This is a genomic window from Flavobacterium sediminilitoris (genome assembly GCF_023008245.1).
Taxonomy (GTDB): Bacteria; Bacteroidota; Bacteroidia; order Flavobacteriales; family Flavobacteriaceae; genus Flavobacterium; species Flavobacterium sediminilitoris.
Genome location: NZ_CP090145.1, coordinates 2,631,596 through 2,645,529, shown reverse-complemented (window position 1 = coordinate 2,645,529; position 13,934 = coordinate 2,631,596). Strand labels below are relative to the sequence as shown.

Sequence of the window (13,934 nt, the reverse complement as noted above, 5' to 3'; positions counted from 1 at the left end):
CTAAAGTGTAAAAATATAAAAAACGTGGTTATTTTTTAGAATATACACGTTTGTTTTTAATTGATTTTAATTTTTTATTTCCAATCAGGCATAGTTACATTATCAATATAGAGGTAGGCTCTTTGGTGTTACTTGAATTTATAATCCCTGAATTTTTATAAAAGTTAAAAACCTATTCGTTATGAATAGGTTTTTAATATTTTTTGAAGAACTATCTAAGTTTTTTTTGAAAACATATACTGTTTTCAATTCCTTTGTATTGTCCGTAATTAGGAATTACTTGATAATTGTTTTTATGATAGAATTGTATTGCTTCTATTTGTCTTATTCCTGTTTCTAAGATACATTTATTATAAGATAATTCGAAAGCCCATTTTTCTAATTCATTAATAATCATTTTAGCAAATCCTTTTTTCCTTGCTTCTGTTTTTGTGAACATTCTTTTTATTTCCATAGTTTGTTTATCAAACGGTTTTATTGCACCGCAAGCAACAGCTATGTTGTTTTCAAATAGGACAATTACATTATTTATTGTGTCTATTTTATTAAACTGATCATAAAAATCATGTTCTTCCCCGTCTTTTTCAGCAAGATACACGTCTAATAATTGTACTAATGCTATGAAATTAGTATTCTTAGAGTCTGTTCTTACAATTTCAATCATTTATTATTATCTTACAAATAATAATTCTCTGTATTTTACTAAAGTCCACATTTCGTCATCAATAAGTAGTTCTAACTTGTCTGCGTGATAACGAATTTCTTCAAAATATGGTTTTACCTTATTACAATATGCTTCTGCCATTTTCACTGCGTCTGAAATATTATTTGCTTTCTTACGCTCTTCTATCATTGCTTCTACTTTTGTATTAATTCCTTCAATGTGTTCTGAAATTTCTTTAATTAAAGTGATTTGTTCTTTTCCGATTTTTTCAAATTCTTTTCCGAAAATTTCTTTTAGTCCTTTTACGTTTTCAATTAATGTGTTTTGGTAACGAATTGCTGTTGGAACTACATGATTGCGAGCAATATCTCCTAAAACTCTTCCTTCAATTTGAATTTTTTTAGTGTATTCTTCTAATTCTATTTCGTAGCGAGCTTCTACCTCAACATGGTTCATTATTTCTAATTCCTCAAACAATTCAATTGCTTTTTTAGAAACTTTAGCTTTTAATGCTTCTGGAGTCGTTTTATGGTTGCTTAATCCACGTTTTTTAGCTTCTTTTTCCCAAGCTTCACTATATCCATCTCCTTCAAAAAGGATATTTTTCGTTTGTTTTATATATTCTCTTAATACATTAAAGATTGCTTCGTCTTTCTTTAATTCTTTTGTATCAATTAATGTGTCTACTTCTTTTTTAAAGTCTCTTAATTGTTTTGCTACAATTGCATTTAATGTTGTCATTGAAGTAGCACAATTCGCTGTTGATCCTACTGCTCTAAATTCAAATTTATTTCCTGTAAATGCAAAAGGTGATGTTCTGTTTCTATCTGTATTATCTAATAAGACATCTGGTAGTTTTCCTACTACATTTAATTTTAAGTCTGTTTTTTCTTCTGGTGACAATTTTCCTTTTGTTACACCTTCTAGTTCTGCTAATACTTTTGTTAATTGTTGTCCGATGAATACCGAAATAATTGCTGGTGGTGCTTCATTTGCTCCTAAACGGTGATCATTACTTGCTGATGCAATTGATGCACGCATTAGTTCTTCGTAATCATGAACGGCTTTAATAGTATTAATAAAGAATGTTAGAAATTGTAAGTTACTCATAGGAGTTTTTCCTGGTGATAATAGGTTTACTCCTGTATCGGTTGCTAGTGACCAGTTATTATGTTTTCCTGATCCGTTTACTCCTTTAAATGGTTTTTCATGAAATAGTACTTTATAATCGTGACGTTCTGCTACTTTTTGCATTACATCCATTAATAAAGAGTTATGGTCTACCGCTAAGTTTGTTTCTTCAAAAATTGGTGCTAATTCAAATTGACTTGGCGCAACTTCATTGTGACGTGTTTTTACTGGAATACCTAATAGCATACATTCGTTTTCTAAATCTCGCATATATGTTAGCACTCTTGAAGGAATTGATCCAAAGTAATGATCGTCTAATTGTTGTCCTTTTGCCGCTGTGTGTCCTAAAAGTGTTCTTCCTGTAGCTAATAAATCTGGTCTAGCGTTTGCCAATGCTCTATCAACTAGGAAATATTCCTGTTCCCAACCTAATGTTGGTGTAATTTTTTTTACGTTTTTGTCAAAGTATTTTGCTACTTCGGTTGCAGCATGATCGATAGCTTGTAATGCTTTTAATAATGGTGTTTTATTATCTAATGCTTCTCCTGTATAAGAAACGAAGATTGTAGGAATACATAAAGTGGTTCCGTATATAAAAGCTGGAGATGTAGGATCCCAAGCTGTGTATCCTCTTGCTTCAAATGTGTTTCTAATTCCTCCATTTGGAAATGAAGATGCGTCTGGTTCTTGTTGTACTAATTGACTTCCTCCAAATTTTTCTACTGGATCAGAGCCATCAAATGAGGTTTCAAAAAAGGCATCGTGTTTTTCTGCTGTTGTCCCTGTTAATGGTTGAAACCAGTGTGTATAATGGGTTACTCCTTTATTTAATGCCCATTCTTTCATTCCCATTGCAACATATTCCGCTATATTACGATCAATTTTTGTCCCTAACTGAATTGCATTCTGTACTGCTTTATAAGCATCTGGTGTTAAAAATTGGCGCATTGATTTATCATTAAAAACATTGCTTCCAAAAATGATAGATTTTTTTTCTAGTTTTTCAACAACTACTGGTTTTCTACCTGCTGTTTCTTTTAATGCATTAAAACGAAATGTTGACATAAAGTTGTGTTTTAAAAGTTATACCCCTTGTTTTACGATGCAAATATATTTATTTTTTATTACATTTTAAAAGTAACCCCTAAAAAAATAGGGTTAATCACAAAATAAAAACTTTTACTAAGCTTTTTTGAGAAATAAAACTAAAAATAAGTTGTTTAGCTTTCTATTTTGTGGTCTTTTTTTATCTTTGATATATGAAGACATCTTATTTACACATGATCATGTTAGGTTGTACTCCAAAAGGTAGATTAACGGAACAACATGATATTTTTTTTGGCATTGGTACTACTCTAGTTGAATTAAAGGAAGATATGGTCGATTTTTGGCCTGAAGCTAATGGTAAGATTCATGTTGATGCTTGGCAAAAAGTAACTAGTGTAGATGAGTATTCTATTGAAGTTATTGCTAGAAATGAAAAAAATGAGCAAGAAGAGAAACTTTTCTTTTTGAATTTAGGTGGTTATAAAGAAAATGAATTTGAGGAATATCATTATAAGGTTTTAACTGTTGCTAAAAGTAAGGCTGAAGCTATAAAAAAAGCTAAACAAACTGCTTTTTATAAGCATTATAATTTTAAAGGGGCTGTTTCTCACATTGACGATCAATATGGTGTTGATGTTGATGATATTCACAATATTGAAGATATTTTATTACCAAAATTTAAATCTTTATATCAATTAAGAATCACAAAACAAAATGATTTAATTACTGATGAAAAACACATTGGTTATTTAAAATTTGATAAAATAAAAAGATAAAAAATAGTACTATAATTTTATCAGATCGAACTTGTCTAAATTTTTAAAGAATAAGTAAATAAATTATTTTGACAAGCTCAATCTACTAGTATAAATGCTATCATAATGATTCAACCTACAGTGTCTTCCCCAATTGTATACCCAAAAAAGAAATATAACCGCCTATTCTTTGCATTGTTTTTTATATTAAATACAATGTAAAAAATAATCTTGATTTAATCATAATTCAAATTCTATTAAATAATACTTTTACAAAAACAAAAAATGAACAAAAAAATTATTCTTAAATTAGTTCTTTTATTATTAATAAATATCAGTAATAAAATTTTTTCTCAATCAGTATCATTAACCGTAAATAACGTAAATGGTAGTGGAATAAGTTCAAGCCAACCTATTTCAATTAATGCAAATACAACAGCTACTGTTTCACTAGACACACAGGTTACACTTGCTAATGCTCCAAGTGACAACTATCCTGGAACAATTAAGATTTACTATCAAAAAAACACATCTTTTCCAATAAATGTTGCCAATGGTGGTGATGGTGGAGGTCTTTTATTTTTAGGTTCTACAACTGCATATAGAAGTTTTACAATTACTTTAAACTCTGGCCAATTTGATGCAACTGGTGGTTACATTTACGCTGAATACCAAACCTATTCAGGTATAAAATACAAAAGCGCAAATAAATCTGTTGTTGTAAGTACGACAACTGGTGGTGATGGTGGAACTGGTAATAGTAGTGGCAATTGTACTTCATGCGAATATTATGAGATTGTTCCTTATGCTGCTGTACCAATATCTCCAGAATTACCAATATCTATTCCAGGAAGTAAAGAGTTTACATGGGTTTATTATGATTATAATAACCCTACCACCTTTGAGACTCCTTATGATTTTATAGATAGACAAGGTAATATGGCCCAAGCTTATTCTTCAGCTGTTTTGAAACAAAAGAAAAAAACATATGGTATAGTTAGTAATACTGGTGAAGCAGTAACTATAATTTCATATTCGAAAACGTTCAGAATTTTCATGAATAGACCCTTTGAAAATATATCAAGATTGAAGTTTTCAAATAATATTGAGGCAGAACAATATTTACCTTATGGATCGATACCACAAACTATAGTTGGGAATAATGCATATATCGTTAGTTCAGATCGTAATACTCCTAATATTCCTGTAAATAATTACCAGTGGCAAACAAGAATTGCAAACCCTACTATGCCTAATTGGGATAACTATGTTGATTATAAAGAAAGTTATGGATGGAAAGACATTCCTAATGCAACACAGAAAGATTATACACCAACAAATTCAGTTAATCAAGCAAGGCAATACAGAAGATTAGTAATTGATATAAATAACCCAGCTAATGTCATTACAGCAAGAAAGGCAGTTACCAGCAATGTAATTGGAATATACCCAACTAACAATAGCAATATCACTAATACAATTTGTTGTAGTCTGACTAGTGGATCAGAATCAGTTCAACCATTTCTTGGAAGCGATCCAACTTTAGACATGAATAATCACTTTTATCTATGGCAGTTTTCACATGATAATATAAATTGGTATAACATAGATAAAGAATTTTCAAAAGACTATACTCCAAATCAAAGAGCAAGTCGATCAAATAAAGTTTATTATCGCAGAATGGTAGTTAAAAATGATTTTACGTATTATTACCCAAGTAATTCAGTCTATGTAGAACGAACGAATAGAGCATCAAAATTAATGGTAGAAAATAATGATAAAAATGTTACTTTCAACATATATCCAAATCCCTCATCCTCAATTTTAAATATAGAAATTAATAGCAAAAATTTCCCATATTCAATTAAAATTATAGATCTTATAGGTAGTGTTTTAATTAGTGAAAAAAAAATTAATTCTAAATCATTAAGTTTAGATATATCAAATTTACCGAAAGGAATGTACAATTTAATTATAGAAGGAAATGACGAAATATTTTCAAAAAAAATAATTAAAAATTAATAAGATAAGTAAATTTAATTTATAAATAAGAAAGAGGAACTTTCTATTCCTCTTTCTTATTTATAAATCACTATAAAATTTCAACATTTTTATCGTCTATTCCGAAATACTTTATAACCTCTTCATAATTAGAATAGTCTATAGAGTTTGTAGTTTTTGAAAAATAACCTGGAACAATTACAATTCTAAAAGTTTGATTATTAATAAATTCAGGTGTATTTGATAAATTATAAGTACCATCAGCATAAATTGTAAAATCTTCTTTACTAAAATCAAAATCATAATCTAATTCATCTCCGTTATCAAAAAACACTGTTCTTGGAATTAATTGCCAAACAGGTGTATTTGAATTAATTAAATCGGTCAATCTATATATTAGAATAACATCTGATGCATAAATTTGTGGATTTAATTCTCTATAGATAAAATATCCACCAGTAGAATTATTAAAACTAAAATTTACATTTTTTAATTCAAACACTTCACTAATGGTATCATTATCAAAGTTATCATCTACAATTACTTCTTCTTTAACACAACTTTGTAGCGTAATCATCCCGATTAAAGCTAGAATTAAGGTCACTTTTTTCATATCTTTTTTTATTTTTATTTTCTATATAAAGATAAACAATAGTCGTGCCAATATTTTAGTTTATTTATTTTTTTAACAAAATCCTGCTGCTGAACATATTTCATTTGCTACTACTGATGCTCCAAAAGCAATTGAATTTACTGCTACTCTAATGCATTGAAGTGCTAATGCTGGTGATATTCCTAATGCTGATGCTAATGAGCCTACAATGCTTGAAGTAACTACTATTTCTGCTAATGCTACAGCACTCATTACTACTAAAACTCCTGCTGTTGCATAAGCAACTGATTTACAAGCCAAGCAACTTAATCCGTAAGTGGATACATTAGATGAGCTAATACTCATTTGCCCTAAAGATTCATTTAGAAATGTTTCAAATCCTTTATTATTTACTAAAGTTGGTAATCCCATTTTATAAAAGTTTTGGTTTGAAAAATTATTTACTGAGATAGATTCTCTTGTAAATATTTCTTGATTTGAAAAATATTCTTTAACTCTTTCTACTGCTGGAATATTAGTTTCTTCTGAATAATTTCCTTGAACGGTTATGTTTTCAGAATAGGTAAGTTCTTCTTTTCCATCAAACTTACTTCCTAGCGCATTTAAAGCTACCATAATACTATTTACAATTCCTTCCCAATGTGCTGTTTCTAAGCCTCCTGGCCAAAAGGTAGGATCTATTCCTCCGTTTTTTGTTCCTATATAATGATTTGCTAGCATAATTGTAATGGTTCCATCTGCATTGAATATTTGGTCTTTTATCCAGTGTAGTGCAATATTAGTAAGTGGTCCTAAAGCTAAACCTAAACCTCCTGTTGCAGTTCCTACAGCTGCTCCAAGTGCTGTTGATACTTGGTCAATTATAACATCTAATCCTTTTGAGGTGTTTCCTGTGAATTCTTTCCCTATTGTAAGGACTACAAATTTTTCTGTATATGTTTGTTCTCCATTAAAATAGGAAACTGTGTATTTAAATGGTTTTGACACATATCCTGTTAATCCTTTTATAATGTCGTTTAAATTTTCTTTATTTTCCATGATTTTTAGTTTTAGTTTTCCTACTCGTTTGGCTTTTCGGTTACGCCTTGTTTTTATTCTGGTTTCTAATCTCCATTTTAATTTGTTTATTGGTTAGCTAACTACATGGTAAAATTCTTTATTTATATTCATAAAAAAATCCCCAACAATGGGGATTTTTTTATGCTTAACAGGTTTTTAATCTGTTTTTTTACTATTATTTTATGTTTATTTTTCTGATTGTACCAAAGCTTTATTTGATTGAGCCACTGTCTTATCTTGTTAAGACATTGCTTTGTTTGGTTAGGATACTATTTTATTTATTTGGTTTTATACTTTTTATTATATAGTGTTTAAGAGGTTAAAAGTCGTATTTTCTTTCAATTGCAAATCGGATTAAATCGGTTTTTCCGTAAATATTCATTTTTTTTAAAATGTTTTTTCTATGTGTGTCTATTGTGCTTTTGGCAACAAATAGTATGTCGGCTATTTCTTGTGATGTTTTTCCTTCTCCTACTAATCTAAGTATTTCTTTTTCTCTTGTGCTTAGAATGATTTCTTCTTTGGTTGTGGTGTCTTTTGTAATTATAGCATCATCATAGAATGGAGTGTTCTTGGCTACGCTTTTTATTGCTTCTACTAGTTTTTTTAGAGATGAATTTTTCATGATATATCCTATTGCTCCTGCATTTTTCATTTGTTCAATTGCTTCATCTTGGTCAAACATGCTAAAGGCTATTATGTTTATACTTGGAAATTCTTTTTTTATTATTCGAGTTGCTGTAATGCCATCGCATTTGGGCATTCTTATATCGGTTACAACAATGTCGGGTTTTTTATTTTTAACTAGTTCTATTAGCATTTCTCCATCTAATGCTTCTCCTATTACTATTATGTCTTCTTCATATTCTAATGCTAGTTTTATTCCATCTATTAGAGCTTGATGATCTTCTGCTATAACTATTCGTATCATATTGGTAAGTCTATTATTATGGTTGTTCCTTTTGAAATTTTACTATCAATTGTAAATACTCCATTTAATTGTTCTATTTTTCTTTCTATATTTTTTAGTCCTATTCCTCCATTTTTATTTATATTTTCTGGATTAAAGCCGCAACCGTTGTCTTCAATCATTATATTAATTTCTTTTTTATTGTATTGATTTAGATAAATATTTACTTCTGTTGCTTTTGCGTGTTTTATGCTATTTGTGGATAGTTCTTGGATGATTCTAAATAGTAATACTTCTATAGTGTTGTCTATTCTTTCATTTAGTCCGGATGGGATAACATTAAAAATAATTTTGTTTGGAATGGACATTTTTTCTGCCATTTTTTTTACCGATGCCAATAGTCCTTCTCTTCCTATTACTCCGCTATTTTTTAGGTGGGCTATATTTCTAACTTCTTGATATGTTTCGTTTATTATTTCATTTGTTTTTGCGTATAATGCTTTGTCTGTTATTTGTTGGTTTTGTATGGTTTCAAAGTTTATTTTTAAGGTTGCTAATAGGCTTCCTAAGTTATCGTGTAGTTCATCAGCTATTTTTTGTCTTTCTTTTTCTTGAACTTCTAGCATTTTGTCAATTTCGTTAAGTTGGTTTTCTTTTAGTCTATTTTCTAATAGGTTTACTTCGATTGTTTTTTGTTGTTCTATTATTTTCTTTTTATTTATGATATTTTTAAATGATAATAATCCTATGAGAATGGATAATAATAGGAGTGTTACAATGATTATAATTGTTATTTTACTTTTGAAGTTTATTTTTTTTAGTGCTTTATTTTCTTTTTCTTTTTCGATTGTTTTGTATTTGGTATCTATTTCAATAATGGCTTTATTTTGTTCTTTCTCGCCTAAAATATCTTGATATACTTTTTGTTTTTCGAGGTATTCTATTGCTTTTTTATAGTCTCCATTTTCTTTGTATGCATTTGCTAAGAATCCATATATTATTTCTTTGTTTTTGTTTTTAAATTCTTTTACTGGAATTGAATCGGCTTTGTGAAAGCTTTCTATTGCTTTTTCGAATTGTTTTTTTTTGGTAAAAACGACTCCTCTGTTTATATAGATATATGATTTGTATTCATTTAATGTGTCTTTTTCATAAATTTTCATTGCTTTATCATAGAAAAAGAGGGCTGAATCTAATTTTAATATTTTATCTGAAGCGTATGTTGCTCCGATGTTTTGCATGATTCTTGCACTATAAATAGTGTTTTTTTGTTTGCTATTTTCATGTAGTGCTTTAAAGAAGTATTGTATTGATAATTCTGGGTTTGAGGTGTAAAATGATTTTCCTAATTGCATGTATGCTTCGCTTAGTCTTTTTGAATCATTTGTTTTTTCTGCGTAGTCTAAGAATTCTTTGATATATAAATTGTAGTCTATTTTATTATTGTTTATGGCTAATAATAATGAAACCATTTCAATGTTTATTGTGGCTACTTTGGCTAAACTATCTAATTCTAAATAGTTTTTTTTAGATTTTAAATAGTTTTCATAGGCTAGATTATCTTCGTTTATGAGTTTAAAGTAATTGGCTTTTAAATAATTGAAAGTTGCTTTTTGAGGGTTATTTAAGGGGATTTTTTCTATTTTTTCAATATTATTTTTTGACGATTCTATGTCTGCTTTGTTTATATTCTCTTTTAGTTTATTTAGTTCTAAATTTTGACTAAACGAAAAAGCAACAATTAAGATTGCTGCTATGGTTAATAGTGTTTTATTTGTGTTTATTATAAGCATCCTTCAAATGTTAATACACCTCCATTTCCTACTTTTGGTTCTTCTATTAATCCAAAATCGGGAAATTTTGGCAAGCTTTCTTGGAATATTTTTAGTTCTTTTTCAGAACCATAAAATTCTTCATCATGAAAACACATAAAATAAATGATGTCATCTTTTTCTAATTTTGAAAAGTCTTTCCCATTGTTAAATGGTTTTAGATCGTTTAATTTTATAAGGTTTTTATCTACTTGTATTTTTCCTAGTGGTGAATTTGAATCTCTTAAATCTTTGTTTGATCCTCCTTCTATAATTAAGATTCCTAAAATTCCGTAATGTTTATCATTTGAAATGTTATAATACTTTATGTATTTATACTGTCCGCTTTCTAATGTTTCTGGAAGTGCTGTTCTTACTTCAACTGTTTTTATATCGTTGTTGAAGTTTATTTTTCCGCAAGATTCATAGGTTTTCATGTTTTATATTTTTTGATTTCTATAGTGCTAATTTAACACTCTAAAATAAGAATAAAATACCTAACAATGGGGATTTTAAGTATCTGTTTTACGTTTAACTAATTCTTTTTCAAAACTTAAAGAATACAAATTGTTATAGTGTATTTATTATCAAAAAAAACCGTTGGGTGTAATTAATTTTTGATGATTTTTTTGTCAGTTCGAGTGTTTTTCGATAGAAAATCGTATCGAGAACAAGAAAAATTTCATTAAAAACGGTTCTCGATACATTTTTTGTTCTGTTTTACTGCACAAAAAACACTCAAACTACCGTTTTTAATAATTGCACCCAACGGGTTCAAAATAATATTTTCTGAATAAAAAAAGCCCAATACTAGAAATAAAAATCTAGTATTGGGCTTACTTTATTAACTATTTAAAAAGGTGATTTATTCTATTATTAGCTTTTTTATCACGAATTTGTCTATAGTATTAATGTTTACAAAATATAATCCAGATGTAAAACTAGATGTATTTACTTCAAATGTATTTATTAGGTTTTTATCTTTAGTATAGTACACTAATTTACCTGATGCATCATATATTTTTATGGTTACATTTTCGTTTTCATTCCATTTTAAGTTTACCTTGTTAGTTGCTGGATTTGGGAATAGTGTTATTGTGTTTAATGCATCAAAGTTATCAATACTCAATGCTGTTTCAAAAAGATTTGATTTCCATAATCCTCTTCCAAATGTTCCTGCATATATTTTATTATTTGCTGTGTTTATTTCTAATTCGCTAATTTGTACATTAGGTAAATTGTTGCTAAAAGGTTGCCATTCTGCTAAAGGATCTGCTGTTGCAATATAAAATACACCGTAATTCATTCCTACATATAAGCCTTCTTGTTGATAATTTGTCCATACTAAGGCTAAGGCACTGAAATTTGGTAAGTTCTTTAAATAGCTTGTCCAGTTTGTTCCTCCATCTGTACTGATATATACTTTCTGATTTCCTGTTGTTGCTATTGCTATTTTGTTAGCGTCTGTAGGATGTATTGCTATTGAATTAATGCTTCCTGCGAAACCGTTTAATGCAACCCAGTTTGTTGCTCCTCCATCAATAGTTTTATATAATGAACCACCTATTGCAGCAAACATAATATTGTTATTTGATGGTGCAATTTTTAAATGGTCTAAATTTCCTGCGAATAGTTGAGAAATCGATACCCAGCTATTGCCTCCATTTGTAGATTTATATACTTTATCGTATCCAGAGTATATTGTGTTTTGTACAATTGGGTCTTGTTCAAAAGGAGTAATCCAATTTCCCGATTTATCTTCTGGAGAGGCTAATCCGAAATAAGATGTTCCTTGATTTGTTGATTTGTATAAAGATCCTTGTTGAGTGGTTCCGTATAAGATATTACTATTATTCTTATCTACGAAAGATTCCATTCCGTCTGCTCCTAACCAATCTTTCCAATTTCCTAAACTATTATAAACTGATGATCCATTATCTTGTGATCCTGCACTTATTACTTCAGGGCTTGTTTGACTAACTCCAATTTTGTAAAACTGTTTGATTCCTAGTCCTGTTGATAAATCTGTAAAATAATTGCTATTTACCACTAATGGATTTTCTGCTACAAAGATACCTCCATCGCTTCCAACATATAGTTTTTCTCCTACATATTCCATTATATCAATATCTGCATGACAATATCCTATATTTTGATTTGCAGCGTCTTGAGGAACCCATTGTGATGTAATACTAAAATTTTGACCTCCATTTGTAGATCTCCAAGATAAAATACCTGCTATATGTACATCATTAGCGTCATTAGGATTTACTGCTATATCCATGTCTCTTGGTGCTTGTCCTCTATCGTCATCTGCTAGAGAACTATAACCAAAATAATTTTTGTTCCCATGGTTTAATTTAACAAATGTATCTCCACTATTTATAGATTTGTAAAATGCTCCAAATTTTCCATTTTTAGCTTCTAGGATATATACTATATTAGGATCATTAGGTGAAACTCCCATCATTTTTGGTCCAGTTGAAAGTGGTAAATTTGACTCAAAACCATTTTCAAAAAGTGTTCCTAATGTTACATCAACAATACTTATATCATCTAGCGTTACTCCTCTACCATAATTTGATTTTCCTTCAAGAGCAACATAGTATTCCGAAGACTGATTTGGTAAATCTATGGTAATATCTTGCCATGTACTTGCTTCTGTAGTATAAGTTGCTAATACTGTCCAAGTTCCTCCTACAGATGTTTTATATAAAACTCTTAACTCATCTATATCGTCATCCCAATTTACATTAGTATAAGAAAACTTAAGTTTTGGAGCTGTAGCTCCTGTTAAATTTACTGCTGGAGGAATTAAACGTGTTACTGGATTAGTAAAATCCGTTATATAAAATAATCCTAAACCATTTCCTGTTTTTGGTGTTACACTATTATCTAAATTTGAAGTAGCAAATTGCCAACTCGTTGCTCCAGATACATATTGTTGTTGATAAACACTTAATACATCATCTTCTGTTGTAAAAGTTACTCCTCCATCTATAGATTTAAAGAATTTACTCCCTGTTGCATAAATAACATTTGTATTACCCGGTTTAAATTCTACATCATATCCGTTAGTCGCCAAAGGGTGAATTATTGTCCAATTTACTCCCGAATCTGTTGACTTATAGATTCCTCCTCCTTGAACACTACAAAACATTTTTGTGGCATCTGTAGGGTCTATCAATATTTTATTAACATTACCCGAACCTGTGTCTGATAATAAAGTCCATGTGCTTCCTGAATCTGTAGAAGTAAAAATAGTTCCGTTTGAAGATCCCCAAAAATAATTAGTATTATCTAAAGGGTTAATTGTTAAAGAGGAAACGATTAGATTAGACATGTTATCTGTTAAAACAGTCCAGTTTGCTCCTCCATCTATTGTTTTCCATACTCCTCCAGAAGCTCCTCCTACAATAATATGGTTTGTATTATTGCTTTCTACACTAACTGAAGTAATTCTTCCAACTCCTGGATTCCATCCACTAGTATCATCCCAATATGTTGGGCCTAGTTCTTCCCAACCTCCTTGATTGTTTCTTGCTAAAACATTGTTGTTGTTTCTGTATCTATTATACCTTTCTAATTCGCTATAATAAAAATCTGGCGATTTAAGGTGTCCACTCTCGTCCATATTTCTTAATGCGTTGTATTCCCATCTTTTATAGGGTTTATATCCTTTTCCTCTTTCTTTTCCTACAATTGCAAAATGTTCTTCTGCTTTGGCTTGAATTTCTTGAACTGAATACGTTGATTTTATTATCATCTCTTTATATTCCTGAGACCAAGTGGGAAAGGTAAAACAGATGATAAATAGTAAACTAATGTAATAATGTTTCATTTTAAATAGTATTTGGTTAGGGCTTAATTTATTTTTAAAGAAACAAATTTAACCTTTTTTTAACATATAAAGAAAAATTATTTCTATTTATTTTTTAATCAT

At 29.3% G+C, this 13,934-nt stretch carries 10 protein-coding genes; 2 read left to right on the top strand and 8 right to left on the bottom strand.

Annotation, left to right across the window (positions count from 1 at the left end; genetic code table 11):
- Nucleotides 1-211: 211 nt before the first annotated feature.
- Together LXD69_RS12110 and LXD69_RS12105 are read right to left on the bottom strand one after the other, a co-directional pair.
- Nucleotides 212-664, bottom strand: a complete 453-nt coding sequence (locus LXD69_RS12110; RefSeq protein ID WP_045966706.1) for a GNAT family N-acetyltransferase — start codon at nt 662-664, stop codon at nt 212-214.
- Between the two features lie 6 nt (nt 665-670).
- Nucleotides 671-2,860 carry a glutamine synthetase III family protein gene (locus tag LXD69_RS12105; RefSeq protein WP_045966704.1) on the bottom strand — a complete coding sequence of 730 codons (2,190 nt, stop codon included), beginning with the start codon at nt 2,858-2,860 and terminating at the stop codon, nt 671-673.
- 194 nt (nt 2,861-3,054) lie between these two features.
- Here LXD69_RS12105 and LXD69_RS12100 point away from each other — a divergent pair, with 194 nt between their 5' ends.
- Entirely contained in the window at nt 3,055-3,618 is a 564-nt protein-coding gene (locus LXD69_RS12100) for a DUF1543 domain-containing protein (RefSeq protein ID WP_246915615.1), read from the top strand.
- A 264-nt stretch (nt 3,619-3,882) separates the two neighbouring features.
- Nucleotides 3,883-5,619 (top strand): T9SS type A sorting domain-containing protein, encoded by a 1,737-nt coding sequence (locus LXD69_RS12095; RefSeq protein ID WP_246915614.1) that lies wholly within the window; start codon nt 3,883-3,885, stop codon nt 5,617-5,619.
- Nucleotides 5,620-5,689: 70 nt separating this feature from the next.
- On the opposite strand, the gene LXD69_RS12090 is transcribed toward LXD69_RS12095, so the two are convergent.
- From LXD69_RS12090 to LXD69_RS12065, 6 genes are all read right to left on the bottom strand, one after another.
- Nucleotides 5,690-6,211 (bottom strand): hypothetical protein, encoded by a 522-nt coding sequence (locus LXD69_RS12090; protein WP_246915613.1) that lies wholly within the window; start codon nt 6,209-6,211, stop codon nt 5,690-5,692.
- Between the two features lie 72 nt (nt 6,212-6,283).
- Entirely contained in the window at nt 6,284-7,249 is a 966-nt protein-coding gene (locus tag LXD69_RS12085; RefSeq protein WP_246915612.1) for a hypothetical protein, read from the bottom strand.
- Nucleotides 7,250-7,589: 340 nt separating this feature from the next.
- A complete protein-coding gene (locus LXD69_RS12080) occupies nt 7,590-8,201 on the bottom strand; it encodes a response regulator transcription factor (RefSeq protein WP_246915611.1) in 612 nt (203 codons plus the stop codon).
- Nucleotides 8,198-9,973: a tetratricopeptide repeat-containing sensor histidine kinase gene (locus tag LXD69_RS12075; RefSeq protein WP_246915610.1), complete on the bottom strand. Its 1,776-nt coding sequence runs from the start codon at nt 9,971-9,973 to the stop codon at nt 8,198-8,200. Before LXD69_RS12075 ends, LXD69_RS12080 begins: the two co-directional genes overlap by 4 nt.
- Nucleotides 9,964-10,428, bottom strand: a complete 465-nt coding sequence (locus LXD69_RS12070; RefSeq protein WP_246915609.1) for a hypothetical protein — start codon at nt 10,426-10,428, stop codon at nt 9,964-9,966. The genes LXD69_RS12075 and LXD69_RS12070 overlap by 10 nt, the downstream gene beginning before the upstream one ends.
- 428 nt (nt 10,429-10,856) lie before the next feature.
- Complete coding sequence (locus tag LXD69_RS12065) at nt 10,857-13,832, bottom strand: T9SS type A sorting domain-containing protein (protein ID WP_246915608.1); 2,976 nt, start codon at nt 13,830-13,832, stop codon at nt 10,857-10,859.
- Nucleotides 13,833-13,934 lie beyond the last annotated feature (102 nt).

Bases quoted from the DNA above. Each gene is read 5' to 3' on its own strand.
- LXD69_RS12110 (WP_045966706.1), bottom strand. From the start codon at position 664: ATGATTGAAATTGTAAGAACAGACTCTAAGAATACTAATTTCATAGCA.
- LXD69_RS12105 (WP_045966704.1), bottom strand. From the start codon at position 2,860: ATGTCAACATTTCGTTTTAATGCATTAAAAGAAACAGCAGGTAGAAAA.
- LXD69_RS12100 (WP_246915615.1), top strand. From the start codon at position 3,055: ATGAAGACATCTTATTTACACATGATCATGTTAGGTTGTACTCCAAAA.
- LXD69_RS12095 (WP_246915614.1), top strand. From the start codon at position 3,883: ATGAACAAAAAAATTATTCTTAAATTAGTTCTTTTATTATTAATAAAT.
- LXD69_RS12090 (WP_246915613.1), bottom strand. From the start codon at position 6,211: ATGAAAAAAGTGACCTTAATTCTAGCTTTAATCGGGATGATTACGCTA.
- LXD69_RS12085 (WP_246915612.1), bottom strand. From the start codon at position 7,249: ATGGAAAATAAAGAAAATTTAAACGACATTATAAAAGGATTAACAGGA.
- LXD69_RS12080 (WP_246915611.1), bottom strand. From the start codon at position 8,201: ATGATACGAATAGTTATAGCAGAAGATCATCAAGCTCTAATAGATGGA.
- LXD69_RS12075 (WP_246915610.1), bottom strand. From the start codon at position 9,973: ATGCTTATAATAAACACAAATAAAACACTATTAACCATAGCAGCAATC.
- LXD69_RS12070 (WP_246915609.1), bottom strand. From the start codon at position 10,428: ATGAAAACCTATGAATCTTGCGGAAAAATAAACTTCAACAACGATATA.
- LXD69_RS12065 (WP_246915608.1), bottom strand. From the start codon at position 13,832: ATGAAACATTATTACATTAGTTTACTATTTATCATCTGTTTTACCTTT.